Source organism: Bacillus cereus group sp. MYBK220-1 (assembly GCF_051916445.1).
In the GTDB taxonomy this organism is placed as follows: domain Bacteria; phylum Bacillota; class Bacilli; order Bacillales; family Bacillaceae_G; genus Bacillus_A; species Bacillus_A cereus.
On record NZ_JBQAGQ010000004.1, the window covers coordinates 430118 to 455293 of the forward strand.

Below are 25176 nucleotides of genomic sequence, written 5' to 3' on the forward strand. Positions count from 1 at the left end.
AAATCACACTATAAGGGGTATACATATGAAAAAATCTATGCTTTTAAAATTAGTGAGTATTCTAGCAGTTTTCACTTTAATGTTAGTAGCTTGCTCAGATTCAAGTAAAGAAACTTCGAAGGCTAATAATAAAGATAATGGTAGTGATAAGCCAAAAACGGTTGAAATCACTGATGCTCATGGAACTGTTAAAGTCCCTGTAAACCCAAAGAATGTAGTTGCTTTGGATAACAGAACTTTTGAAACTTTATCTGATTGGGGAATTAAATTAGCGGCTGCTCCAAAGGATATCATGCCTGCTGATTCAGCATATAAAAAGGATGAAAAAGTTCAAAATATTGGGAATCACCGTGAACCAAATCTAGAAATTATTGCAGCGGCAAACCCTGACCTTGTAATCGTTGGTCAAAGATTTGCTGACCATTACGAAGAAATCAAAAAATTAGTACCAAATGCAGCAGTTATTGATCTTAATTTTGATGTTTCTGAGAAAGCTACTAAGCCTGGCGAAAACTTAGTAAAAGGACTTAAAGATTCTACAATTACTTTAGGAAAAATCTTTAATAAAGATAAAGAAGCTAAACAATTAGTAGCTGATTTTGATAAATCTATTGAAAAAGCAAAATCTGCTTATAACGGAAAAGATAAAGTTATGAGTGTTATCGTTACTGGTGGTAATATTGGTTTTGCTGCGCCGCACTCTGGTCGCGTTTGGGGACCAATGTATGAAATTTTCGGTTGGACTCCAGCGTTAGAAGTTTCAAATTCTACTGCAGGTCATAAAGGTGATGACGTTTCTGTTGAAGCTATTGCACAAACAAATCCTGATTGGATTTTCGTATTAGATCGTGATGCTGCAACATCTGATGCAGCTAAGTCAACACCTGCTAAGGATGTTATTTCTAAATCACCTGCTCTTCAAAACACAACTGCTGTTTCTAAAAAACAAGTTATTTATGCACCAGAAGATACTTACACAAATGAATCAATTCAAACTTATATAGAGTTATTTGGAAATATGGCAAAAACTTTAGCTAAGTAGTGTAAAGGGGTACGAAACAGTGTCAAAAAATATGATTTCTAGGGTTGAGAATATTTCTCAACCCCAGTTTTATAATCAAAATAAAATATGGACAAAACCTTTTATAATAGCAGTTATAGTTGTTATAATTTTAGGGATTATATCACTGTTTACTGGAGTTTATGATATACGTGGACAAGAGGACGGGACAGAGATGTTTTTCATAACTCGTGTTCCGAGAACAGCTGCATTAATGCTTACTGGAGCTGCGATGGCGATGGCAGGGCTCGTAATGCAACTCATTACACAGAATCGCTTTGTTGAACCTACTACAACGGGGACTATTGAATGGTCAGGCTTAGGCCTGCTTTTTGTGTATTTATTATTTCCTGCCCCGACTTTAGTTCAAAGAATGACTGGTGCAATCATTTTTTCTTTTATAGGAACTATGATTTTCTTTCTATTTTTAAGAAGAGTTAAGCTTCGTTCGTCTTTAATTGTTCCGATTATTGGATTGATGCTTGGAGCAGTAATTTCTGCAGTGTCTACTTTTTTAGGACTCCTTTTTCAAAAGACGCAAAGTATTGAAACTTGGTTTGTAGGTTCATTTGCTAACATGCAGGTGGGAAGATATGAATATTTATGGCTGATTGTTATCATTACTTTTCTTATTTTTATGTATGCTAATAGATTGACTTTAGCTGGACTAGGAGAAGATGTCGCAACAAGTCTTGGAGTTAATTACAATAGAATTGTTCTTTTTGGGACTGCTCTTATCTCTGTTGCAGTTGGAATTGTTGCAGCTGTTATTGGACACTTACCTTTCTTAGGATTAATTGTGCCAAATATCGTTTCAATGTTTAGAGGTGATGATCTTAGGAGTAATTTACCTTGGGTTTGTGTGATCGGAATGGGATCAATAACTGCCTGTGATATCATTTCTCGAACAATTATAAAGCCTTTTGAATTACCTGTTTCATTAATCCTTGCAACAGTGGGAGCAGTCGTGTTTATTACTATTTTATTGAGACAAAGAAAACCAAGGAGGCTACGATGATCACATTAGAATATAGAAATAAAGAAAATGTCGAAATCGATTCTAGCCTTCATAATGAAAGTAGATCAGCTAGCGCTTTTCGTTCTAAGAAGGAAGCAAGGCGTTATTGGATTTTACTGATAACATTGATTGGTTTAGGTCTCCTTTCTTCATATGGCCTTTTAGTGTATAACAATCCAGTTCCGATAGATTCACCTTCTTTTATCCCAGTCGTTAAGAGAAGGATAGTAGCTATTGTTGCAATGATTATTGCTGCGGTTTGCCATAGCTTGTCGACAGTTGCTTTCCAATCTATTACGAATAATAAAATTATTACTCCTTCACTTTTAGGTTTCGAATCACTTTATTCAGCAATTCAAACGAGTACAGTATTCTTCTTTGGTGCTAGTGCGTTAATAAATTTTAATGGAATTGGCTCATTTTTATTCCAAGTTGTTGTTATGGTCTTCATGAGTTTAATACTTTATGGATGGTTACTTTCCGGTAAATACGGGAATTTACAACTTATGCTTTTAGTTGGAATTATTATTGGTACCGGGCTAAATTCTGTGTCAACTTTCATGAGAAAACTACTTGCGCCTTCAGAATTTGATATTTTACAAGCAAGATTATTTGGTTCTGTTAATCATGCAGATCCTGCATATTTTCCTATTGTAATTCCTATGATCATAATTGTAGCGGTATTAATTTTTGCTCATTCTAAGAATTTGAATGTTTTGTCACTAGGAAAAGATGTTGCTACTTCTTTTGGAGTTAAATACCAACCTAGTGTAATTTATACGCTTGTATTAGTAGCTATTTTAATGTCCATTTCAACAGCTCTAATTGGGCCACTTACTTTCTACGGCTTTTTAGTGGCAACTTTGAGTTATCAGGCAGCGTCAACTTATGATCATAGATATATTTTTCCGATGGCTTTTGCTATAGGATTTTTAATAATGACGAGCGCATACTTTTTAATGTATCATGTATTCCATGCTCAAGGTGTAGTTTCAGTTATTATTGAATTATTTGGTGGAATCATATTCTTAACTATAGTTTTAAGGAAGAGGGCTTTATGATAAAAATTGATAATGTTAAAAAGTTCTATACTGATAAGGTAAAAATAGGACCTTTGGATATTGAAATACCAAAAGCAGGCTTTACTTCTTTAATTGGACCAAATGGTGCTGGAAAGTCAACGACACTTTTGATGATTGGCAGACTTTTAGATATGGATGAAGGCCAAATTCAGGTAGCAAATATGGATGTTTCTGAATCCAAATCAAAAGACTTAGCAAAAGTTTTGACTATATTGCGACAAGAAAATCATTTTGTAACTAGGCTTACAGTTAGACAATTAGTTGGATTTGGGCGCTTTCCTTATTCAAAGGGAAGGTTGACTAAAGAAGATGAGGTTATCATTTCTAAATATATCGATTTCTTAGATTTAACTAGTTTAGAGAATAGATATTTAGATGAGCTTTCTGGTGGTCAAAGACAAAGGGCATATGTAGCGATGGTACTGTGCCAAGAGACGGAATATGTACTTTTGGACGAACCTTTGAACAACCTTGATGTTGCTCGTTCTGTTCAAATGATGGAGCATTTAAGACGTGCAGCTAATGAATTTGGAAGAACAATTTTGACGGTTATGCATGACATAAATTTTGCAGCTAAATACTCGGATAAAATTTGTGCTATGAAAGATGGACAAATTGCTGCTTTTGGAACAGTAGAAGAGGTTATGGACTCAACACTTTTGACAGATATTTTTGAAACAAAAATAGAAATTATTAATGGTCCTTATGGGCCAATAGCAGTTTATTAGTTGTAAAATGTCTTGCGTAGATTATGCAAGACACTCTAGTTGAAGTTGCTGTCTGTATTTTATAGGCAGCAGCTTTTTTTATGTGATTACTCATAAAATACAAAAGAATGCTTCACCTTTTCAAGTATGTACCAAGTGGAAAAAATATCTCTGTATAATTTTTCAAAAGAATTCAGCTTGTTTTTTTATATGTAATATTGCATATCAGAGTGTATTGATAAAAGTGTAAGGGGTCACTATAATGAGGGCATAAAGATAAATCATATTTTCGTAGCAATAAAAAGGAGGAAATAATATGGAAATCGCAATGGCAGTTTTAAAATTTGTAGGTGGCGTAATCCCGTTAATTCAAGAACTTTTAAAAGCATTTATGTAAATTTATTAGTTAGCAATCATTTATCAATCATTGTCATATTTTACTAAAAAAAGAACGGGGTGATTTTTCTGAATATTAAGAAAAACACTAAAAGAAGAAAGTTCCTTGCATGTTTATTAGTTAGTCTATGCACTATTAATTATTCATCTATTTCCTTCGCAGAAACACAAGCAAGTAATGCAACTGATGTAACCAAAAATGCTAGTGGCATTGATACTGGTATAGCAAATCTTAAATATAATAATCAAGAGGTTTTAGCTGTAAATGGTGATAAAGTAGAAAGTTTTGTTCCGAAAGAAAGTATCAATTCAAATGGTAAATTTGTAGTAGTGGAACGCGAGAAAAAATCACTTACAACGTCACCAGTCGATATTTCAATTATTGATTCTGTAGTGAATCGTACGTATCCAGGAGCTGTACAACTTGCTAATAAAGCTTTTGCAGACAATCAACCAAGTTTATTAGTGGCTAAGAGAAAGCCTTTGAATATTAGTATAGACTTACCGGGCATGAGAAAAGAAAATACAATCACTGTCCAAAATCCGACATATGGTAATGTAGCTGGAGCAGTAGACGATTTAGTATCTACTTGGAATGAAAAGTATTCTACAACACATACGTTACCTGCAAGAATGCAGTATACGGAATCTATGGTTTATAGTAAATCACAAATCGCAAGCGCTCTTAATGTTAACGCTAAATATCTTGATAACAGTCTAAACATTGATTTTAATGCGGTTGCAAATGGAGAGAAAAAAGTGATGGTAGCGGCGTATAAGCAAATATTTTATACGGTAAGTGCTGAACTACCTAACAATCCATCCGACCTTTTTGATAATAGCGTTACTTTTGACGAGTTAACTCGAAAAGGCGTAAGTAATTCGGCTCCACCTGTTATGGTTTCAAATGTAGCTTATGGTAGAACGATTTATGTAAAATTAGAAACAACATCTAAGAGCAAAGATGTACAAGCTGCTTTTAAAGCCTTACTTAAGAATAACAGCGTTGAAACAAGTGGACAGTATAAAGATATTTTTGAAGAAAGTACCTTTACTGCTGTAGTATTAGGCGGAGATGCGAAAGAGCATAACAAGGTTGTTACTAAAGATTTCAATGAAATCCGAAATATCATTAAAGATAATGCTGAATTAAGTCTTAAAAATCCAGCATACCCAATTTCATATACAAGTACTTTCTTAAAAGATAATGCAACTGCTGCTGTTCATAACAATACAGATTATATTGAGACGACAACTACAGAATATTCAAGTGCTAAAATGACACTTGATCATTACGGTGCTTACGTTGCTCAATTTGATGTATCTTGGGATGAATTCACATTTGACCAAAAGGGTAACGAAGTACTAACACATAAAACGTGGGATGGTAGCGGAAAAGACAAAACGGCTCATTACTCTACAGTTATCCCTCTTCCACCGAACTCAAAAAATATAAAAATTGTAGCAAGAGAATGTACAGGTCTTGCATGGGAATGGTGGAGAACAATTATTAATGAACAAAATGTTCCATTAACAAATGAAATAAAAGTTTCAATTGGAGGAACAACATTATATCCAACAGCTAGTATTAGTCATTAAGTATAAAAAAAGCGCCCTATAAGTAGGGCGCTTTTTTACTTAGTCACAAATTTTATTCCTCTATTTGCCGGGCAGCCCGATTGATGAGGGCTGATTAATAATGTAATTCCTAATATAGTTAATCGGCGTTGATTTACTTCTTCACGTAAAATGGATTGAAATGAAATTCCTATTACTTGGACAAGTGTTGCTAAAAGTGTGGCAATTGGAGGAATAAAACTTTATGTTCCTTTGTTTTGGGCCAACTTAAGAAACTTTTGTAAAATGATAGGATTACAAAAATGTAATGTGGGTGTAAGGAAACTGGATTGTACCATCTTTATGGTTAAAGCATACTTAAGGTAAGGAAGATTTATATTTTAACGGGTATAAATCTTACAAGTAGAATAGAAAGGTTAGGTATTACCATATGAAATGGATCATGAGAATTTTTGTGTTATTAGCTATAGTAGGAGGTGCTTTCTACTATATGAAGTCAGGGAATGGATACTATTTGACTAAACAATATTATGTAAAAGTAACGACTGATTCTAAAGTAGAAAACGAAAAATTGAGTAATGGAGAAGTTCTTACGTATCATGTTTACGATGAGAAGGTGTACGATAAAAAAGGGGAAGAAAGAGAACTGAAAATTTCCTTGCAAAATGAATTGGAAAAAAATCAATATTATTTGATTGATTGGGAAGATCGCCGTGGGATTGTTTCTAAAATAACTAAAGTGAATCAAGCAAAAATAGATAAAGGTATTTTAGATAAGTTGAACGCAAATTCATAATATTTCAGGATAAGTTAATCAAAAGCTGTGTTAGCGTAAGATTTATAAGAAAAAGGTATTGTAGCAAAAATGAAAGAGATTATTATAAAACAAAAAAGACCGAACCGTCTGGTTCTGTCTTTTTTTAGGAATGAAGAATGAATTTTACAAATGATGTGGCACAAAGCTGGATTGCTACAATTGGGATGACATGTATGAATAGTGGACTGTAACACTTATGTAGATGGTTTGCAGAGATATAAAATCAATATAGAAGAGGAGTATTATTCTAGATGACTTATGTAACTACAATTTTATCAATAGCGGGTATCGTTATCATGTCTTTAGCGAGGATTAATTTTAAAATAAGGGCGTTTGCTAATAAACCAGCTTGGGGTGGCTTCACTCTTCCCTTAATTCTAATTGGATTTATTTTATTTTGTATCGGCATGTTTTTAGGTTTTGTAAATCATCAACTATAAGGTGGAAATATTGTGAAGACGAAAAGCTACATGTTTTTCGTCTTTTCGTTCTCTTGCTTAATAAGAAAGATCCTGCAACTCAGTACAGGATCTTTAATCAAACGTATTTAAAAACTAAATTGTGGCTTCATATCACCTTTATAAGGTTCATGTTCAACGAATATAGTTATATCCTTACCAGCTTGGTCTTTACCAGTTCTTTTATACGTAAATTTATTCTTATTTAGTTCAGTAAGTTCAAGAGCAGCACCGTATTTGTTATTTCCAATTGAAACATGGGCTCTTATTTTATTTTCGTGTACAACATCGAAGTAGCCATAATCACCGCGGCTTTGACCTGTTTCGCTATTGAAAAACTCATATTTATTAGATTTGTCATCAAATTTTGCTAAACTTATAAAATTCGAATTAAACTGTGTTACATCGTTACCAGCTTCATCTAATACCTTTGTTCCATGCCAAAGGGTACTGCCTAAAATTTTATCTCCATCAACGTTTTTAACAATATCTCCTGTAGTCGTGTTCAGCTGCTTGTCCGGATCAGTGAAAGAAAGTTCTTTTTCTTTATATGGGACATGTTCAACGAAAACTTCTACATCTTTACCGTTAGCGTCTTTCCCCATTCGTTTATAAGTAAATACATTTTTATTTAGTTTTGTCATGTCAACGACAGCTTGATACTTCATTGATTCTGAAATTAATATTCTCTTCTTCCCATCATTTGTGACAAAGAAAGTGCCTTTATCACCACGACTTGCACCTGTTTTAGCATCAAAAAATTCATATCTGCCTGACTTCGCATCATATTTTGCAAGACCAATGAAGTTTGCATTCTCTTTTGTTAAGTCATTCTTATCTTTGTCATACACTCGTGTACCTTGCCAATTTGTCTCGCTAAGAATATTAGCCATTTTTTGCCCTTTAGTTAATTTATTTTCCTTTTTTGTTTCTTTAGCAACTTGTTCTTGTTTTTGTTTCCCATGATTTTCTTCAGCTTTAGTACCAGCACACCCTGTTAATGCTAATGTGAATCCGAGCAGTACGGATGATAGTGCTTTTGCTTTTTTGTTCATGTTTTATCGTCTCCTTATTTTATGATTTCAAGTAGTACGGTTAGCGATTATAGTAGCAGTGCGTCATATATGAACTTAGTTGCTACGTTTCTTATGTTAATCCCCGACTATAAACTGCCTCTAAATAAAACATTAAAAAAAGATAAACTAATTCCTAAAAAATGTTCATATTTATAAAAAATCGCTAGCTTGCTGTAGTGCCTACGAGTAATCCAAAAAATACATTGTAAAGAAGAAGGAAAGCCGCTAATAATAATGTAATTGCTAATAGAGCTAATCGATTGTAGTGCAAAACTTTTGAGAAAAACTGTAGGAGTGGTGTTTTTGTAAGACTCTTTCGTTAGCAATCGGTTGTACATCATCATAAATTTGAACACCTACTGTATCGGGTAAAAAGAAAGTAGCTCCTTCATTGTTCGCAATATGTTGTACGTGAATAACTGTTTTATGTTTTTCACGAAATGCTTTCAAAACTTCTTTCGCTTTTTGTGCGGCTTTTTCAGGTTGATGTAATTCCATATTGCCACCTTCAAAGTAATCATTTTGTATGTCTACTAATAGCAACGCTTCGTTCATCGTTATGCCCCCATACTTAGTCATTCAGCACGTTATTTGTACTGTACCGTTATTATATAAATTGTAGCTATGCGGAAGTAATAACGTTGTGAAACGATTTTGGGGTATATAGTTTCAGTGTGAAAAAAGTGAAAGTTGCTATAAGTACAAATGGATTTTGTGGACTTCACGGCAAAGTTATAGATAGAGTGGCATTGCAGGGTTAAAAACCATAACTTTGCTGGAGGAGCGGGTTATGGTTTTTTTTATGAGGAAATACGATTTTAAGTTTTTGCTGAAGGTGTTTTTCTAGGATATGCTGTGAGTGATTGGAGTGAGGTAGTGTCAGATATTGTCGACCAATCGATATATTGGAAAAATCGTTGATATATTGTGAGTTATGATAGATATATTGAAAAAATCGTTGATATATTTGTAAAGGGGTGTTTGAGGTGATTGTGAAAGAAAGAAAAATGCCGATTTATATAAGACAGTTAGAAGCACTGCTTAGAAGGTTACCTGTACATCATCCAAAACGAAATTTAATTGGAGAAAACTTGGCAAAACACATGGCGGGGTATAAAGGGGAGCAAGCAATTGATTATCCACTTAGTTTTATTTCTGAGAAAGAGTATAGTGTTTTACATGATGTTCGCTTATCTAATCATGATCAATACTTTCAAATTGATACTATTATCATTTCCACAAAGTTTCTTCTTTTTCTTGAGATAAAAATATAGCAGGTACATTAATGTTTGATGCAAAGTTTAATCAACTTATCCGAATAACAGAAGGAAATTCAGAGGGATTTCCAGATCCGGTTTTACAAATAAAAAGGCAAGAAATACAATTAAAGAAATGGTTAAGCTTACATGGATTTTCCTCTAGTCTTCCAATCGAGTCCCTCGTTGTTATTAGCTCGCCTCGTACCATTATAAAATCTTCAGATGACAATCTTCTTCATACAATTATTCATAGTGCAAATTTACCTCATAAAATAAAGTGGTTTGAAAGTAAATATAAGAGAAAAGTTATAGATAATGTAGATAGGCTCATTCATCAAATAATAACGGAGCATTCTCCACTTCAACAAAATATACTTGAGCAATATAAAATAGAAAAAGAGGAGTTGTTAAATGGAGTACAATGTGAGAAATGCTTAGTTATTCCAATGGTTAAAGTGAAGAAGGGCTGGCGTTGTACAAGTTGTAAAGATTTTTCAAAAGTGGCACATGAGGATGCTATACGAGATTATGCATTGCTCATTAGTACGACATGTACGAACGGTAATTTGAAAGAGTTTCTCCATGTTTCGTCGGGTATGGTTGTAAACAGAATTCTCCACACACTAAATCTCCCCTACACTGGCAACAACAAAGGACAAATATATGATTTAACTTCTTTCCAATCGTAATTTTGCTATAATAAATAAGTACTTATACGAAGGGGAGTCTAAAGAGAAAATGAAGTCATTTAATATCGATCATGTTATAGCTAGTGTTTTGCAATGGATATTAAATATAGCTTTAATTATATTATCCATTGTGTTATCGATTTTCTTAGTGAATGAGACAATTACGTTTGTGCAGTATATTTTTTCGGCAAAAGAGTATACGTCTTATAAATTGGTTGAAAGTATCATCGTTTATTTCTTATACTTCGAGTTCATTGCATTAATTATTAAGTATTTTAAATCGAACTATCATTTCCCGTTACGTTATTTTATTTATATCGGAATTACGGCCTTAATTCGATTGATTATTGTGTCTCATGAGGAACCGATGGAGACGTTATTATACGCAGGAGCAATTCTTGTTTTAGTTATTGCTTTATACATATCGAATATGAGAGATTTGAGAAAAGAGTAGTAGTGCAGACATAAGTTTGCACTACTTTTTTACATCTTGACCTTCAAGTTGCTTGAAAGTTTACAATGAAATTAGGGCGTTTGAAATCGAAAAAAATTGAGAAATTAAGTGAAGAGGTTTCTTTTACTTGGAGGTTATAGGAATGAATCAGGAATTGAAGTTACGTCCATTGGAACGAGAAGATTTAAAGTTCGTACACGAACTGAATAATAATGCGCATATTATGTCGTATTGGTTTGAAGAGCCATATGAGGCATTTGTGGAGCTGCAAGACTTATACGATAAACATATACATGATCAAAGCGAACGCCGATTTATCGTTGAGAAAGACAATGAAATGGTTGGATTAGTTGAGTTAGTAGAAATCGATTATATTCATCGTAGAACAGAATTCCAAATTATTATTGATCCGAATTATCAAGGATATGGTTATGCAGTAGAGGCGACGCGTTTAGCAATGGATTATGCTTTCGCTGTATTAAATATGCATAAGATATATTTAGTTGTGGATAAGGAAAATGAAAAAGCAGTACATGTTTATAAAAAGGTTGGGTTTATGGTAGAAGGTGAGCTTATCGATGAGTTTTTCGTTGATGGTAACTATCATAATGCGATAAGAATGTGTATGTTTCAGAAGCAATATTTTGAAAACAAGTAGTTGAAAGATTCGGAAGTAATGTTGACGCTTCGTAAAACCGTATGCTAAAATCCCTTTTAAGTATTAAGGAAGGTGCAGAATATGCTTTATATAAAATTTGTAAAACTCATTAGAAAACTTTGCTCCGCACAAATGTATACGGTGAAGCGTTGTACGGAGCTTAATCAAGGGGTATAAATCCCCTATATTCATCGGCTGAATAACTTTTCTAAAAAAGTATAGTTTATCTATGCTTATTTCGTTATGGTTTTTCAGCTGGTGTATAAAATAGATTAAGGGGCCATAGACAATGCTTTGTCTATGGCCCTTTGTGTATATTATTCCGATGAGTCTTTACTGTAAATTGGAGTAGTATAGAAAAAACCACGAAGCAGAGGGCTAGTGTCGAATGACGCTATCTCTCTGCTTTTTTTAATTTCAGGAAAAGAGGAATAAAAATGAGTTTACTTAAAGTTGAAAGTTTATCACATAGTTTTATAGATAAAGTATTATACGAAAATGCTTCTTTTGATTTGCATAAAGGGGAGCATATGGGAATTGTTGGACAGAATGGTGCAGGGAAAAGCACATTAATGAAAATATTGGTGGGGGAAATTATTTCTGATAAGGGAGACATAAAGTGGCAACCAAATATTCAAATTGGACATCTTGATCAATACGCAGAAATTGATGAGGGTTATACCATTTCTCAATATTTAAAGAGAGCCTTTTATGATTTGTATGAAATGGAAAAGAGAATGAACAAGTTATATGAAGAAAGTGCGATGACCGGAGATGAAAATCAACTATTGAAAGCGGCAGAAATTCAAGGACTGCTCGAGGCTCATGATTTTTATTCAGTAGATAGTATTACGAATAAGGTGGCATCCGGCTTAGGTATTGATGTGATTGGGATGGATCGTGTTATTGGTGAATTAAGCGGAGGGCAGCGTGCAAAGGTAATTTTAGCGAAGCTCTTATTAGAAGAGCCTAATATTTTATTACTAGATGAACCGACGAATTTTCTTGATAAGGAGCATGTGGAGTGGCTTGCTAATTATTTAATGAATTTTGAAGGAGCGTTTATTGTCATATCACATGATTTTGATTTTCTGGAAAAGGTAACTTCTTGCATATGTGATGTAGAGTTCGGGACAGTTAAGAAGTATTACGGCAAATACTCAGATTTTGTAAGACAGAAGGAGCATTTGCGAAAAGATTATATTCGCCAATATTATGCACAGCAAAAGAAAATTGAAAAAACGGAAGAGTATATTCGTAGAAATATTGCTGGGGTGAATTCAAAAATAGCGCAAGGTCGTAGAAAACAATTGGAGCGTATGGAAAGAATTGCGCCACCAAGTTTTACTCATAAACCGTCTATTCATTTTCAGGAACTTCCCATTTCAGTTCAGACAGTTCTTGAAGTAAATAACCTTGAAGTTGGTTACGACTTCGCTCTCTTACAAAAGTTGAATTTTTCAGTAATGGGTAGGCAAAAACTTGTTATTACAGGTTTCAATGGAGTAGGAAAATCTACTTTATTAAAAACAATCGTTGGAAATATTGATAGTATTTCTGGAGAGTTTCACTTTTCAGAGCAAATAAAGATTGGATATTATGAGCAAGATTTAAATTGGAGCAATGATTCTTTAACGCCGCTTCAAATTATTTCAGAACAGTTTCCTAAACTGAATATGAAGGAAATACGCCATCATTTAGCTGCGTGTGGAGTGAAGGATACGCACGTTTCGCAAGAAATTCGTACGTTAAGTGGTGGTGAACAATCGAAGGTGAAACTGTGCGGATTATTATTATCACCTTGTAACTTATTAATTTTAGATGAGCCGACAAATCATTTAGATGCAGAAGCGAAGGAAGCTTTGCAAAAGGCGTTAATTAAGTTTAAGGGCAGCATTATACTCGTATCTCACGAAGCGAGTTTTTATCTTGATTGGGCAGATAGTATCTTTCATATAGAGACGGGATTAGTTAAGGGGGTGTGAAACATATGAGTGAAAACAATTGGAAAACGAAAATTATATTATTTTTGACCGCTCAAACTATTTCGTTGTTCGGTTCCTCTCTCGTGCAATACGCGATTATATGGTATATCACCCTTACAACATCATCAGGAGTGATGTTGACTATTTCAACTGTTTGCGGTTTTCTACCACAAATTGCGATATCTTTGTTTGCAGGTGTTTGGATTGATCGTTATGACCGTAAAAAGATGATTATGTTATCGGATGGAATTATAGCGATTGCGACGTTAGTTTTAGCAATTTTATTTTTAACAGGATATAAAAGTATTTGGTTACTTTTTATTGTGTTACTCATTCGTTCAGCTGGAACAGGAGTACAAACGCCAGCTGTGAATGCATTAATTCCGCAAATCGTTCCGAAAGAGTATCTTATGAAAGTAAATGGAATAAATAGCAGTATTACATCTTTAATTATGTTTCTTTCTCCAGCAGCAAGTGCGGCGATTCTTTCTATTGCCAGCATTGAAACAACATTTTTTATTGATGTTATTACGGCTATGATTGGAATTAGTATTATGCTTATCATTCAAGTAGAGGGACATGTGAATGCAGAGAATAAGCAAAAATCTAATCTACAAGGAATTAAAGAAGGATTCTCTTATTTAAAAGAAAATGTATTTATTAAAAGGCTAATCGTTTTATTGATTATCATCATGATTTTAATAAGTCCAGCTGCTTTTTTAACACCTTTAATGGTAACTCGTTCTTTCGGGGCCGAAATGTGGAGACTTACTGCTAGTGAGATGACCTTTAGTGCTGGTGCGGCAGCTGGTGGCGTATTGATTGCCGCGTGGGGTGGTTTTCGTAATCGTATGCATACAACAGCGCTAGCTTGTGCATTATATGGACTGCTTATGATTGGACTCGGAATAGCACCGATATTTATTATGTATTTAGTATTTAATTTTTTAATTGGTATAACGATGCCGTGCTTCAATACACCAGTTACTGTGTTATTGCAGGAGAAAGTAGAACCATCAATGCACGGACGGATGTTCAGTCTTGTACAAATTGCGAATTCATGCGCGCTTCCTCTAGGAATGATAATATTTGGGCCATTGTCGGATATGTTTAGTGTAGAGATTTTGTTAATTTATGCTGGGATATTCGTGCTATTTTGCGCAATGTATATTGTATTAAGCAAGAGGTTTGAAGTGTAAATATTTATAATACAGAGGGTTTGCGAAGTGATTTAATATGCTTCGTAAACCTTTTTGTTATTAGTTTAGTCAATAATTATTTATCGTTAAACAATAAGTAATTATTGACTGTTAATGTTTTTTTAGATAATATGATGTTAACGATTTAAGGAGAATTACATAAGTAGAGGAGAATGTGAAATGAAAAATAAATACGTAGTAGCTATTTCTTTCATGATTTTAGCGATTATTTCTTTAACTATACATGCTTCAAACAGTAAAGTAGGAGCGGATGGATTCCTTGAAGAACCTTTCTTTTTCCTAGTACCGATAAGTTATGTATTGTTCCTTAGTGGTATTGGTATATTGCTATTTGGATTTATTACTTCAAAGCTGAAAAAGGGCAATAAATAGGGGTTACCAATAGGGACAAAATACTCACTATGAAATAGAAACATACCATATGGAAGAAAAAGAATAAGTGAGATGAATCATGATGAACCATCATTTTTATAATGGAAGACAAGTAGGAGCAGCTATTACGCTGGCTGGGGCACAGGGAACAATTCACGCTATGAATCAAGCTATTCAAATGCAACAACAAGCATATTTTGCACAAATGATGCAAAGTCAGTATATGCCGTATTCACAGCTTCCGATGCAAATTGTACATTACGATGTACATCCAGCTGGTTTATTTTCTATTCCATATGGCGGGACATATTTCTTATGAAAGAAAGCGACTCAATAGAGTCGCTTTTTTTCATATTCCGCCTAGCTTCATTCCAAGGAATGCGAAGAGGATACCAATTATGTACGTAGCGCTTAAGTATAAAAGGAAAGTGCTAATATTTTTTCGATTGAGAAGTTGAACGGCTTCTAGTTTAAACGTAGAAAATGTAGTGAATGCACCCATAAATCCAGTACCTAATAATAGTTGCCAGCCTGTAGTAACTCCGTTGCCGATTATATATCCAAGTAAAAACGCCCCTGTTATATTAATAAGGAATGTAGCAAGTGGAAATTGTGTTTTATTTCTTTTCTTAAACCAATTGCTAATTGCAAATCGTGTAATCGCACCGAAAAATCCTCCTGTTGCGACTAATAAGGCTTCTATCATGAGTAATCACCTTCCGTAAGAGATTTCTTAATTAAGAAATCACCAAGTGTATAGCCAAGGCCAGACATAATGAGGCCACCAAGTATGCTACATGATACATATAAGAAGGCTATGCTCCACTCAGAATGATTGATCAATTGCACAGTTTCTACACTAAATGTTGAAAAAGTCGTAAAGGAACCGATGAATCCAGTTCCGATGCCTGTGATGACCTCTGAAGGTAAGATGTTTAGCCGGGCGATATAAGTAGTTAGCCACGCTAAGAAGAAGCAACCGATTAAGTTAATGAGTAATGTTGCTAATGGAAATGAATGATGCCAAAATGTGGTGATATTAAGACCTAAATAATAACGAGAAAGAGCTCCTAATATACCGGCAATGCCGACGATAATATAAATCAATTTTCTCACCTCTTTAAATAGATTGCTCAAAAAAATAGACTCCTACCAGTATGTATACTGGTAGGAGTCATTAGCTAAGCAGCGTTTATGGCGAACTCCATCGCCTAGGATTATTACATATAGTGTACTAAATATACCGTTTAAATTCCAGTGAGGAGGTGGGTGTAACGTTTCTTTTTTTGATGTCTGAAGGTTTTTCAAGTAATTAAAATGGGATCGATTACTTATCAACTAAATATAGTGATATACGGTTTTAATTATGATAAAATGTTTCTTATGTGTGTCGTTTTGTTTTATTTGACTGAAAATAAAGAAAAATAAATTCGCGTGAAAAGGAGTCATTTATTTGAAGAAATTTTTAAAAATCGTATTTACATGTGTTTTAGTAGTAGCGGGCATTGTAGGAGGATTTCTAGCGTATATGACACTTACTAAAGAACAGCCTGCTGATGTTATAAGCTTGAAGGTGGAGAATAATAAGGAGCGCGTATTAGCGACTGGAAATGAGTTTAAAGTTACAACATTTAATATTGGATATGCTGGGTTAGATAAGGATCAAGATTTCTTTATGGATGGTGGAAAGGGATCTGGTTCAAGTAGTAAAGAGCAAACGGAAACTAATTTAAAGAATATGCTTTCGTTTTTACAAAATGAGAATAGTGATTTTGCACTATTACAAGAAGTTGATATAAAGTCACTTCGTTCATTTGATGTAAATGAACATGAATTTTTGAAAAAAGGATTACCTGATTATGTTTCGTCATTTGGCAAGAACTACGATACGAAATGGGTTCCAGTGCCAATAACAAATCCAATGGGATATGCGGAGGCTGGATTAAGTACGTTTTCTAAATACACTGTTCAAGAAGCGAAGAGGTTCCAGCTTCCTGGAATGGAGCCTTGGCCAAAGCGTTTGTTTGATTTAGATCGAGCAATTGTGGAATATAAAATTCCTGTTAATAATGGGAAACATGTTAGACTCGTAAATTTACATTTGTCTGCTTATGATGAAGGCGGGAAAATTAGAAAACAGCAAGTAGAGTACTTAAAAGAATATATGAACAAGCATTATGAAAATGGTGATTACGTAATAATGGGCGGAGATTGGAATCAATTAGTTTCAAACGCTCAATTAAGTGATCCGAAGTTCGTGAAAGAGCGCCCTGAGTGGTTAGTAGAGTTACCGAAGGACTTTACAGACGGTGGCTTTAAGTGGGCTGTAGATCCGTCTGTTATGACTGTGAGAGATGATGTAAAGAAATATGTAGAAGGTGAAAATTTCGTCACTATTATTGATGGCTTTATCGTTTCACCGAATGTAGAGATTGTAAATGTACAAGGGAAAGATTTAAAGTTTGAAAATAGCGATCATAACCCAGTAAGTGCGGTATTTAAACTGAAGTAATTGATATGTATAAGTAGAAGGTGGGGCTTCATATGGAGTGGTTAAAGAGGACTTGTTTTTCTAACCTTGAGAAAGAATCACAGAAAAATCATTTATTACTGTTTATAACGATTTGTAGTTTCTTTCTTGGGATAATCGCAATTGGGTATTATGGATATATTTTTACAGAGAGAGCAATAGCGTTTTGGATTTGTGGTATTTCTGTCGTTGCATTTGGAACGCTGTTTACTTTTATAAAAAGTATGGAATCAGCGTATAAATATATCATGACATTTATGTTGCTTACAATGTCTTACATTATGGTACAAGCTTTTAATGAAAGCCCGGCTGTATTTCAAATGGTCTATTTTACATTAGCTGTTTCACTTATTTACTTAAGTGAGCGTCTCATTTTAATTCTTGGCGGGGTAGCTGTTGTGATCACATTTATCCTTTGTAGCTATTGGCCGGAGCAATTTTTTGCTTATACAGCCTCGTCTGAAGCTGCTAATTTCGCAAGTTTGTTAGCGATTGTAACAATTGCTATGTGGGGCGTCACGAAAATCGGTTCTAATCTGCTCCTTCGTTTAAGTGATGAGAAGCAAGAAGTAATGAGAAAAGCTCAGGAGTTAGAAGAGACGCAAAGACTTATTGAAGAAACAGTTGTGAAACTAGATAGTAATTTCAATCATTTAAGACAAAATATGAACACGTCGATGGAATCGATGAGTGAAATTAATTTTGCCTTTGAAGAGGTGGCAGTTGGTACGCAATCACAATCAGAGATGATGTATCGTTCGGTAGAAGTATTGAATGATATGGAGGGAAATATTGAACAAATCATCTCTCAAGTAAGAACTGCATCGACTCGTGTGGATGAAAGCTTAGAAATTTCAAAAGGTAGTGTACATACTCTAAGAAATTTTGAAACTAACATGAGAAGTTTAAATGATGTTGTTTCACAGTCTGGAATTATATTTAGAGATTTAATGATGCAATCGAAACAAATTAATGAAATTGTAGATGTAATAACGAATATTTCAAGTCAGACGAGTTTGCTAGCTTTAAATGCAAATATTGAAGCTGCGAGGGCAGGCGAGCATGGAAAAGGTTTTGCTATTGTAGCGAGTGAAGTGTTAAAGCTTGCTGAAGAATCAAATCGTTCTGCGGGAAGAATTCAAGGGATTTTGAAGGAGTTTAGTAATCAAGCAAGTAAGGTAGAAGCGCAAGTAGAGAAGTCAGAAAGAGTACAAGAAGAATGTAACGAGATGTTAGCAAGCGTTTTAACAAATGTAACTGATTTAGGGAAGTTTATTGATACGATTAATGAAGTAATGCGAGAGGTTGTTGTTCATCAAGAAAGTTTCCAAGTTAAAACGACGAATATCGTAAAGGATGTTACGCATGCTTCTAACGTAATTCAGCAAACTTCTACAGCTACAGAAGAAGTGCTAGCGAGTGTGGAAGAAGAAAAACATCGAAATGATACGTCAGTGAAGACGTTACAAACTGTTAGCGAGCAAGTGAAGTTGTTAGAAGATATTTTAGAAAAGTAATATTGCTTGGAAAGAGCACGAATGATGTGCTCTTTTTTCATTGAAACGAATACTTGATAGGAATTTAATTGCTTTTCTGCGCGTTTTCTGCCAAGCTTAAGGAGATAAAATTCAGCTAATAGCGGAATTAAAATACTTCAAAGAAAGAATTAAATAGGTGACGCATATGATCGAAGTTAAGACTTCTGAACTTAGTGATGGAGAATTTAATAGAGGTGTATTTGCAACTCGTGATATTAAAAAGGGTGAGTTGATACACGCAGCACCAGTTATCTCTTATCCGAATGAACAGCATGAACATATTGAGAAAACATTACTTGCTGACTACGCATTTGAGTATGGAATCAATCATACGGCAATCCTTTTAGGATACGGTATGTTATTTAATCATTCATATACACCGAATGCAACGTATGATATTGTCTTCGAGAACCATACGTTTAACTTCTATGCTTATAAGGATATAAAAGCAGGAGAAGAAATTTTAATCAATTATAATGGTGAAGTTGATAACGATGAGCTGTTATGGTTTGATAAAGAAAAAGAAGAGAACGAAAAGTAATATAAAGAATATAAAAAAGAGCACATTCTGTCGGATGTGCTCTTTTTTATTGATGTAAATAAAGTAAAAAGTACAAAAAAATACCACTTTCTTTTTGTATGGTATAGTAAGATACTGAGGGATAGTGTTTTGAAAAAGTCACATATTTTACAAATTGTTGTCTTTCTGATGACATGTCAAGTTTAGTAGTCCATTTGGGTTGCTTTATTATGCAATATATATTTTAATATGAGTGGCACCTCTTATAAATTAAGAGGTTTATAGGTGTCTCGAATTGATTTTGGGTACACTGTATCCACCACTTTAGGTTCTTTCATGTACGTGGGGATATTATGGGCCCGTATAACGGGATAAAATGAATATAGAAATAGAGGAATCGTAAAATGAATATGCAAGAGGTTTATAAATATTTAAGTACGGTATTGCCTGAAGGACATGTTAAACAAGATGAAATGTTAAAGAATCATACGCATATTAAAGTTGGCGGAAAAGCAGATGTTTTTGTTGCGCCTACAAATTATGATGAAATTCAAGAAGTTATTAAATATGCGAACGAATATAATATTCCAGTTACGTTTTTAGGAAATGGATCGAATGTCATTATTAAAGATGGTGGAATTCGCGGGATTACAGTAAGTTTAATTCATATTACAGGTGTTACTGTAACAGGAACGACGATTGTAGCACAGTGTGGTGCAGCAATTATTGACGTATCACGTATTGCCTTAGACCATAACTTAACGGGTCTTGAGTTTGCTTGTGGTATTCCAGGTTCAGTTGGCGGAGCATTATATATGAATGCTGGTGCATACGGCGGTGAAATTTCGTTTGTATTAACAGAAGCTGTCGTAATGACAGGTGATGGAGAGCTACGTACTTTGACGAAAGAAGCATTTGAATTTGGATATCGTAAGAGTGTATTTGCGAACAACCATTACATTATTCTTGAAGCGAGATTTGAACTTGAAGAAGGTGTACATGAAGAAATTAAAGCAAAAATGGATGATTTAACGTTTAAACGTGAGTCAAAACAGCCTCTAGAATATCCTTCATGTGGTAGCGTATTTAAGCGCCCACCAAATAACTTTGCTGGTAAGTTAATTCAAGACTCAGGACTACAAGGTAAGCGAATTGGTGGAGTAGAAGTTTCTTTAAAACACGCTGGGTTTATGGTGAATGTTGATAACGGAACAGCACAAGATTACATCGATTTAATTCACTTCGTACAAAAGACAGTTGAAGAGAAATTTGGCGTGAAGTTGGAGCGAGAAGTAAGGATTATTGGAGAAGATAAGGAATAAAGAAATACGTATGAAGATATGAATTATTTTAAAATAATATTTGGGTATTGTTGACAATTTGTTTTCAATTCAATATAATGGCTAATAATTTAACAAATAACATACGTTGAAAGAGCCCAGTAGCAGTTTGTCACTGTTAATGAGAGAGCTAGGGGTTGCTGGAACCTAGCACAAACAAACTTGCGAATTACACTCTGGAGTATCTTAGGTAATGCTAAGCGGACTAGCAATCGATATTATTGCTAAGAGTGGTATGAGTAGCTATGCTATTTATGCAAACTGGGTGGTAACACGGTGAATAATCGTCCCTATGTCTATCGTAGACATAGGGGCTTTTTTGTTTTTAAAAAATAAAGGGGATGACAAAAGATGAATATTATTGATGAATTAGAATGGCGCGGCGCCATTAATCAGCAGACTGACGAAGAAGGTTTACGTAAGCTAGTAGAAGAGAAAAAGATTTCGCTATACTGCGGAGTTGATCCGACTGGTGATAGTATGCATATTGGACATTTGATTCCGTTTATGATGATGAAGAGATTCCAATTAGCTGGTCATCATCCTGTTATTTTAATTGGCGGGGCAACAGGAACAATTGGTGATCCGAGTGGACGACAATCAGAGCGTCAACTTCAAACGTTAGAAGTGGTTCAGCATAATGTAGATGCGTTAACAGCACAAATGAAAAAGCTATTTGATTTTGGTGGAAATAGCGAAGTGAAGATGGTAAATAACTATGATTGGACACATGAAATAAATATTATTGAGTTTTTACGTGATTACGGGAAAAACTTTAGCATCAATAGCATGTTAGCGAAGGATATTGTAGCAAGCCGTTTAGATACAGGTATTTCTTTCACGGAATTCACGTACCAAATTTTGCAAGCGATGGACTTCCATCATTTATACACGAAAGAGGATGTTCAACTTCAAATTGGTGGCAGTGACCAATGGGGAAATATTACGAGTGGTTTAGATTTAATTCGTAAGTTAGAAGGTCATGAGGCGAAAGTATTCGGATTAACGATTCCGTTATTATTAAAATCGGACGGTACGAAGTTTGGTAAATCAGCAGGTGGTGCGGTTTGGCTTGATCCTGAAAAAACGACACCGTTTGAATTTTACCAGTTCTGGGTAAATACAGATGACCGTGACGTAATTAAATACTTGAAATACTTTACGTTCTTAACGAAAGAGCGTATTGATGAATTAGCAACGAAGGTAGAAGCGGAACCTCATAAACGTGAAGCGCAAAAAGTGTTAGCAGAAGAAATGACGAAATTTGTTCATGGAGAAGAGGCGTTCCTGCAAGCTGAGAAAATTACAGCAGCGTTATTTAGCGGAGATATTAAATCGTTAACAGCTGATGAAATTGAACAAGGCTTTAAAGAAATGCCAACATTCCAGTCTTCAAAAGAGAAGAAAAACATCGTAGAGTGGCTAGTCGATTTAGGAATTGAACCATCTAGACGACAAGCACGTGAAGACATTAATAATGGTGCGATTTCTATGAATGGTGAGAAAGTAACAGATGTGGGTACGGATGTTACTGTAGAAAATTCATTTGATGGAAGATTTATTATTATTCGTAAAGGGAAGAAGAACTACAGCCTTGTGAAGTTAGGCGAATAGTTTGTGTGAAAGGATGGGAGTAGGAAGAATACTTCCATCTTTTCGTATACACAATTTGGACATAAAATAATCAGTAAATTTAGATAATTAAAAGGGTTATATTATTCTTCTGACGAATAAATAAGTTAGAGAAAATTACGGATAAAAATAGCCCGAACCATGCAGGGCATGATTCGGGCTTATATTCAGATTAGTAAGCTAAGCTGAATAGACCTTTAATGTGTGATAAGTAACGAACGTTACTTGCTTCTTTCATTAATGATGCTGGTAAGCCTTTAAGTGGAGTATTGCTTGCTCCGATTGTAGCAACCGCATCTTTACGTCCTAGACTAGCAAGTGTTCCAGAGTTTACAGGTGCGAACTCTTCTAATGCTTTGCCTTCTAGTGCTGCGTATAAGTTGTATCCAATTAACTCACCCATTTGCCAAGCAATTTGTGCAGTTGGTGGGTATGGACGTCCGTCTGGAGCGAAGACAACAGCGCTGTCTCCAGCAACGAATACGTCTTTGTGAGAAGTAGATTGTAGGTATGCATCAACTGTTGCACGTCCACGGTTAACTTCAAGACCTGATTCACCGATTAATGGGTTACCTTGTACGCCGCCCGTCCAAACGAATGTGTTAGCAACAAGTTTTTGACCGTCTTTTAAGTCGATTTCGTTGCCAGCAACGTTTGTTACAGGAAGACCAGTTAAGAATGTAACGCCGCGCGCTTCTAGGCTAGTAGTTGCACGTTCGATTAAGTGGTCTGGTAATACTGGAAGGATTTTTGGACCTGCTTCAACAAGAAGAAGTTTCACTTCTTTTGGATTTACGCCGTGGCTTTTTGCAAGTTTAGGCATAATGTCAGCAAGCTCACCAACTAGCTCAACGCCAGTTAATCCGCCACCACCGATTACGATTGTAGCATCAGCTTCGTTTTTCGTTTTCGCGTATTCACGAATACGGTCTTCAACATGTTTGTAGATTTTGTTTGCATCAGCAGCAGATTTTAATACCATGCTGTTTTCTTCTAGTCCTGGAATACCGAAGTAAGCAGTTTTACTTCCTAAAGCAACTACAAGTGCATCGTAAGATAAAGTAGTGCCACCAGCTAGTTTGATTTCTTTGCTATCAACTGAGAATGACTCAACTGTTGCGATTTTAAGATCGATGTCTTTACCTTTGAAAAGCTTTGTAAGTGGCATTGCAACTGCTTGCTCAGACACGTTACCAGCTGCAAGGCGGTGTAGTTCAGTGATGATTTGGTGTGTTGGGTATTGGTTAATCACTGTAACTTGTGCTTCTGATTTGCTGTAATATTTACGTACGTTTAAAGCGGCAAGAAGACCGCCATAACCAGCGCCTAAGATGACAATTTGTTTTGACATAGTATGATATCCCCCGTCTTTACTAATTGTTGTTATAAGTTAAATTATTTATTGTTACGTTCTGCACTAATTTGAAGATATGCGTTCACAAAGCGGAACATTTTTTGTGCTTGTGGATCTTTTAGTAATTTTAACAGACCGAATAGGCCGATAACTTCGTTGCTTTCTTCAGCACGATCTTTCGCTTCGATTGCAGTTGCAGCCATGCTTTTCACTGTATCTTTTACAGGTTCTACAAGCTCTGTAATTGCACCAACAGTGTCGCTTTTTAATACTTCATCAGTAGCAACAGTTTGAGCGAAGTCATAAGACTTAGTTAAAATGTTAACAAGCTCAGTTAATTTTGGAAGCTGTTCTACTAGTGTTGTTAATGATTCTTGTACCTCAGGTTTTAACAACTGATCAAGTACATCAAGTTGTCCTTGGCTAGCAGAAATTTGTACAGTTTCTTGTTCTGGCTTTGTTTGAGTCATAGTTTCTGGCATCTCCAATTCTCCTTTACGATAGCAATACTCTTATTTTTTATAAGTAAGATAGTAAACGTTTACGAAACTTTATACAAAGTTTCACAAAACACAATAAAATGCCTTTAAATTTATGACAGCAAGTAAGCTGCAAACATAAATCTAAAACCATAACGTCTTACTTATTATTTATGAACTGTCCGATACATGGCTTGTCCGCATAATGGAAAAGCTCCGTTACCGGAAAGTGTATATAATATATATCCTATATTATATACTATATACACCTATGTTAACATAAAAATGATTCCTAATTATTTGATATTGAGTGTATAACGTAGTGCTGACAAGGTATGAAAGCGTATAAAATATTTTGTTCCAGTTAGAAATGTATATACATATAAAGAAAAAAAGGAAAAAATGAACAAATTCATGTTCGTTTTTTCCTTTTTCCTATTATTCACCTTCTACAATTAGCATCGATGTGTTACCGCTTTTTTCAAGATGGCATTCGCCCCAAGTACAAAGAGAATCAAGAATGGACTCTAAAGACCAACCGTATTCTGTAAGTGAATATTCTACTTTTGGTGGTACTTGATTGTATACCTTTCTTTGAATAACCCCATCGTCTTCTAATTCACGTAATTGCTGAGTTAACATTTTTTGTGTAATCCCAGGCATTAAACGTTTTAGTTCACTCGTTCTTTTTGTGCCTTTCGTTAGATGACAAAGGATAACAACCTTCCATTTTCCACCGATAACCTCTAAAGTCGCTTCAACGGGAATATTGTATTTCTTCATATAAAAATCTCCTTTGATGAATGTAGATTTAAGTTCTCCAACAAAAGAAGCTAAATAATTAAATGTTACTAAAAAGTGCCTATAGCACTTTAAAGTACGTACTTTTTATCATGTTGAATATGTTCCATAATAGCATACGTAAGAGGGAAATGAGTAGTACGGTACTAAAAA

At 34.8% G+C, this 25176-nt stretch carries 24 protein-coding genes, 2 pseudogenes, 1 riboswitch and 1 other annotated feature; of the genes and pseudogenes, 19 read left to right on the forward strand and 7 right to left on the reverse strand.

Annotated elements, in window-relative coordinates; translation table 11 throughout:
* The first annotated feature begins 25 nt into the window (after positions 1–25).
* From ACTFRU_RS19595 to ACTFRU_RS19625, 7 genes are all read left to right on the forward strand, one after another.
* Positions 26–1042: a siderophore ABC transporter substrate-binding protein gene (locus tag ACTFRU_RS19595; protein WP_000749445.1), complete on the forward strand. Its 1017-nt coding sequence runs from the start codon at positions 26–28 to the stop codon at positions 1040–1042.
* Between the two features lie 19 nt (positions 1043–1061).
* A complete protein-coding gene (locus ACTFRU_RS19600) occupies positions 1062–2078 on the forward strand; it encodes an ABC transporter permease (protein ID WP_440037771.1) in 1017 nt (338 codons plus the stop codon).
* Positions 2075–3139 (forward strand): iron chelate uptake ABC transporter family permease subunit, encoded by a 1065-nt coding sequence (locus ACTFRU_RS19605; protein WP_000631250.1) that lies wholly within the window; start codon positions 2075–2077, stop codon positions 3137–3139. Before ACTFRU_RS19600 ends, ACTFRU_RS19605 begins: the two co-directional genes overlap by 4 nt.
* Entirely contained in the window at positions 3136–3888 is a 753-nt protein-coding gene (locus ACTFRU_RS19610; protein WP_000590071.1) for an iron ABC transporter ATP-binding protein, read from the forward strand. The genes ACTFRU_RS19605 and ACTFRU_RS19610 overlap by 4 nt, the downstream gene beginning before the upstream one ends.
* Positions 3889–4323: 435 nt before the next feature.
* The gene (gene alo, locus ACTFRU_RS19615) at positions 4324–5862 is read left to right on the forward strand and encodes an anthrolysin O/cereolysin O family cholesterol-dependent cytolysin Alo (protein WP_000576728.1); all 1539 of its coding nucleotides are present in this window, start codon (positions 4324–4326) and stop codon (positions 5860–5862) included.
* A 409-nt stretch (positions 5863–6271) separates the two neighbouring features.
* Complete coding sequence (locus ACTFRU_RS19620) at positions 6272–6637, forward strand: YxeA family protein (RefSeq protein ID WP_440037772.1); 366 nt, start codon at positions 6272–6274, stop codon at positions 6635–6637.
* 272 nt (positions 6638–6909) lie between these two features.
* Positions 6910–7098 carry a hypothetical protein gene (locus ACTFRU_RS19625; RefSeq protein ID WP_000222858.1) on the forward strand — a complete coding sequence of 63 codons (189 nt, stop codon included), beginning with the start codon at positions 6910–6912 and terminating at the stop codon, positions 7096–7098.
* A gap of 107 nt (positions 7099–7205) precedes the next feature.
* On the opposite strand, the gene ACTFRU_RS19630 is transcribed toward ACTFRU_RS19625, so the two are convergent.
* Both ACTFRU_RS19630 and ACTFRU_RS19635 read right to left on the reverse strand, forming a co-directional pair.
* Positions 7206–8171, reverse strand: coding sequence for a DUF4822 domain-containing protein (locus tag ACTFRU_RS19630; RefSeq protein ID WP_001034145.1), 966 nt, complete (start codon positions 8169–8171; stop codon positions 7206–7208).
* A gap of 303 nt (positions 8172–8474) precedes the next feature.
* Positions 8475–8747 (reverse strand): annotated as a pseudogene (locus ACTFRU_RS19635) (isochorismatase family protein); the annotation flags it as partial.
* A 437-nt stretch (positions 8748–9184) separates the two neighbouring features.
* Between ACTFRU_RS19635 and ACTFRU_RS19640 the strand changes: the two are divergent.
* The 7 genes and pseudogenes from ACTFRU_RS19640 to ACTFRU_RS19670 all read left to right on the forward strand — a co-directional run bounded on the left by ACTFRU_RS19640 (position 9185) and on the right by ACTFRU_RS19670 (position 15148).
* Positions 9185–10140 (forward strand): annotated as a pseudogene (locus ACTFRU_RS19640) (nuclease-related domain-containing protein).
* A 49-nt stretch (positions 10141–10189) separates the two neighbouring features.
* Entirely contained in the window at positions 10190–10594 is a 405-nt protein-coding gene (gene psiE / locus ACTFRU_RS19645; RefSeq protein WP_000834708.1) for a phosphate-starvation-inducible protein PsiE, read from the forward strand.
* A gap of 142 nt (positions 10595–10736) precedes the next feature.
* Positions 10737–11252: a spermidine N1-acetyltransferase gene (gene speG, locus ACTFRU_RS19650; RefSeq protein WP_001071095.1), complete on the forward strand. Its 516-nt coding sequence runs from the start codon at positions 10737–10739 to the stop codon at positions 11250–11252.
* A 437-nt stretch (positions 11253–11689) separates the two neighbouring features.
* Positions 11690–13237 (forward strand): ABC-F family ATP-binding cassette domain-containing protein, encoded by a 1548-nt coding sequence (locus ACTFRU_RS19655; RefSeq protein WP_440037773.1) that lies wholly within the window; start codon positions 11690–11692, stop codon positions 13235–13237.
* Positions 13238–13242: 5 nt separating this feature from the next.
* Positions 13243–14436: an MFS transporter gene (locus ACTFRU_RS19660; protein WP_001293752.1), complete on the forward strand. Its 1194-nt coding sequence runs from the start codon at positions 13243–13245 to the stop codon at positions 14434–14436.
* A 180-nt stretch (positions 14437–14616) separates the two neighbouring features.
* Positions 14617–14829: a DUF3955 domain-containing protein gene (locus ACTFRU_RS19665; protein WP_142320259.1), complete on the forward strand. Its 213-nt coding sequence runs from the start codon at positions 14617–14619 to the stop codon at positions 14827–14829.
* Between the two features lie 79 nt (positions 14830–14908).
* Positions 14909–15148 carry a DUF3947 family protein gene (locus tag ACTFRU_RS19670; RefSeq protein WP_000980930.1) on the forward strand — a complete coding sequence of 80 codons (240 nt, stop codon included), beginning with the start codon at positions 14909–14911 and terminating at the stop codon, positions 15146–15148.
* Between the two features lie 30 nt (positions 15149–15178).
* On the opposite strand, the gene crcB (ACTFRU_RS19675) is transcribed toward ACTFRU_RS19670, so the two are convergent.
* The gene (gene crcB / locus ACTFRU_RS19675; protein ID WP_000568587.1) at positions 15179–15535 is read right to left on the reverse strand and encodes a fluoride efflux transporter CrcB; all 357 of its coding nucleotides are present in this window, start codon (positions 15533–15535) and stop codon (positions 15179–15181) included.
* On the reverse strand, positions 15532–15936 hold the full coding sequence (gene crcB / locus ACTFRU_RS19680; protein ID WP_000639315.1) for a fluoride efflux transporter CrcB: 405 nt from the start codon (positions 15934–15936) through the stop codon (positions 15532–15534). The genes crcB (ACTFRU_RS19675) and crcB (ACTFRU_RS19680) overlap by 4 nt, the downstream gene beginning before the upstream one ends.
* A 54-nt stretch (positions 15937–15990) precedes the next feature.
* A riboswitch (Fluoride riboswitch) is annotated at positions 15991–16050 on the reverse strand.
* A 232-nt stretch (positions 16051–16282) separates the two neighbouring features.
* Between crcB (ACTFRU_RS19680) and ACTFRU_RS19685 the strand changes: the two genes are divergently transcribed.
* From ACTFRU_RS19685 to tyrS, 5 genes are all read left to right on the forward strand, one after another.
* Positions 16283–17341 carry an endonuclease/exonuclease/phosphatase family protein gene (locus tag ACTFRU_RS19685; RefSeq protein WP_000714051.1) on the forward strand — a complete coding sequence of 353 codons (1059 nt, stop codon included), beginning with the start codon at positions 16283–16285 and terminating at the stop codon, positions 17339–17341.
* Between the two features lie 32 nt (positions 17342–17373).
* Positions 17374–18876, forward strand: a complete 1503-nt coding sequence (locus ACTFRU_RS19690) for a DUF4077 domain-containing protein (protein ID WP_440037774.1) — start codon at positions 17374–17376, stop codon at positions 18874–18876.
* Positions 18877–19042: 166 nt separating this feature from the next.
* Positions 19043–19438 carry an SET domain-containing protein gene (locus ACTFRU_RS19695; RefSeq protein WP_000573649.1) on the forward strand — a complete coding sequence of 132 codons (396 nt, stop codon included), beginning with the start codon at positions 19043–19045 and terminating at the stop codon, positions 19436–19438.
* A 383-nt stretch (positions 19439–19821) separates the two neighbouring features.
* On the forward strand, positions 19822–20739 hold the full coding sequence (gene murB, locus ACTFRU_RS19700) for a UDP-N-acetylmuramate dehydrogenase (RefSeq protein WP_001057102.1): 918 nt from the start codon (positions 19822–19824) through the stop codon (positions 20737–20739).
* A gap of 97 nt (positions 20740–20836) precedes the next feature.
* Positions 20837–21052, forward strand: a binding site (T-box leader).
* 56 nt (positions 21053–21108) lie between these two features.
* Positions 21109–22371, forward strand: coding sequence for a tyrosine--tRNA ligase (gene tyrS / locus ACTFRU_RS19705; RefSeq protein WP_440037775.1), 1263 nt, complete (start codon positions 21109–21111; stop codon positions 22369–22371).
* A gap of 190 nt (positions 22372–22561) precedes the next feature.
* On the opposite strand, the gene ACTFRU_RS19710 is transcribed toward tyrS, so the two are convergent.
* The 3 genes from ACTFRU_RS19710 to ACTFRU_RS19720 form a co-directional block, all read right to left on the reverse strand.
* On the reverse strand, positions 22562–23740 hold the full coding sequence (locus ACTFRU_RS19710) for an NAD(P)/FAD-dependent oxidoreductase (RefSeq protein WP_000043203.1): 1179 nt from the start codon (positions 23738–23740) through the stop codon (positions 22562–22564).
* A gap of 44 nt (positions 23741–23784) precedes the next feature.
* Complete coding sequence (locus tag ACTFRU_RS19715; RefSeq protein WP_001115311.1) at positions 23785–24225, reverse strand: DUF1641 domain-containing protein; 441 nt, start codon at positions 24223–24225, stop codon at positions 23785–23787.
* A 435-nt stretch (positions 24226–24660) separates the two neighbouring features.
* Complete coding sequence (locus tag ACTFRU_RS19720) at positions 24661–25005, reverse strand: winged helix-turn-helix transcriptional regulator (RefSeq protein WP_000760475.1); 345 nt, start codon at positions 25003–25005, stop codon at positions 24661–24663.
* Between the last annotated feature and the right edge of the window lie 171 nt (positions 25006–25176).

Coding starts and splice junctions, on each gene's coding strand:
- ACTFRU_RS19665 (WP_142320259.1), top strand. CDS start 14,617: ATGAAAAATAAATACGTAGTAGCTATTTCTTTCATGATTTTAGCGATT.
- speG (WP_001071095.1), top strand. CDS start 10,737: ATGAATCAGGAATTGAAGTTACGTCCATTGGAACGAGAAGATTTAAAG.
- ACTFRU_RS19720 (WP_000760475.1), bottom strand. CDS start 25,005: ATGAAGAAATACAATATTCCCGTTGAAGCGACTTTAGAGGTTATCGGT.
- ACTFRU_RS19660 (WP_001293752.1), top strand. CDS start 13,243: ATGAGTGAAAACAATTGGAAAACGAAAATTATATTATTTTTGACCGCT.
- ACTFRU_RS19630 (WP_001034145.1), bottom strand. CDS start 8,171: ATGAACAAAAAAGCAAAAGCACTATCATCCGTACTGCTCGGATTCACA.
- ACTFRU_RS19620 (WP_440037772.1), top strand. CDS start 6,272: ATGAAATGGATCATGAGAATTTTTGTGTTATTAGCTATAGTAGGAGGT.
- ACTFRU_RS19710 (WP_000043203.1), bottom strand. CDS start 23,740: ATGTCAAAACAAATTGTCATCTTAGGCGCTGGTTATGGCGGTCTTCTT.
- tyrS (WP_440037775.1), top strand. CDS start 21,109: ATGAATATTATTGATGAATTAGAATGGCGCGGCGCCATTAATCAGCAG.
- ACTFRU_RS19655 (WP_440037773.1), top strand. CDS start 11,690: ATGAGTTTACTTAAAGTTGAAAGTTTATCACATAGTTTTATAGATAAA.
- murB (WP_001057102.1), top strand. CDS start 19,822: ATGAATATGCAAGAGGTTTATAAATATTTAAGTACGGTATTGCCTGAA.
- ACTFRU_RS19695 (WP_000573649.1), top strand. CDS start 19,043: ATGATCGAAGTTAAGACTTCTGAACTTAGTGATGGAGAATTTAATAGA.
- ACTFRU_RS19625 (WP_000222858.1), top strand. CDS start 6,910: ATGACTTATGTAACTACAATTTTATCAATAGCGGGTATCGTTATCATG.
- ACTFRU_RS19595 (WP_000749445.1), top strand. CDS start 26: ATGAAAAAATCTATGCTTTTAAAATTAGTGAGTATTCTAGCAGTTTTC.
- psiE (WP_000834708.1), top strand. CDS start 10,190: ATGAAGTCATTTAATATCGATCATGTTATAGCTAGTGTTTTGCAATGG.
- ACTFRU_RS19715 (WP_001115311.1), bottom strand. CDS start 24,225: ATGCCAGAAACTATGACTCAAACAAAGCCAGAACAAGAAACTGTACAA.
- ACTFRU_RS19670 (WP_000980930.1), top strand. CDS start 14,909: ATGATGAACCATCATTTTTATAATGGAAGACAAGTAGGAGCAGCTATT.
- ACTFRU_RS19690 (WP_440037774.1), top strand. CDS start 17,374: ATGGAGTGGTTAAAGAGGACTTGTTTTTCTAACCTTGAGAAAGAATCA.
- ACTFRU_RS19610 (WP_000590071.1), top strand. CDS start 3,136: ATGATAAAAATTGATAATGTTAAAAAGTTCTATACTGATAAGGTAAAA.
- ACTFRU_RS19605 (WP_000631250.1), top strand. CDS start 2,075: ATGATCACATTAGAATATAGAAATAAAGAAAATGTCGAAATCGATTCT.
- crcB (WP_000568587.1), bottom strand. CDS start 15,535: ATGATAGAAGCCTTATTAGTCGCAACAGGAGGATTTTTCGGTGCGATT.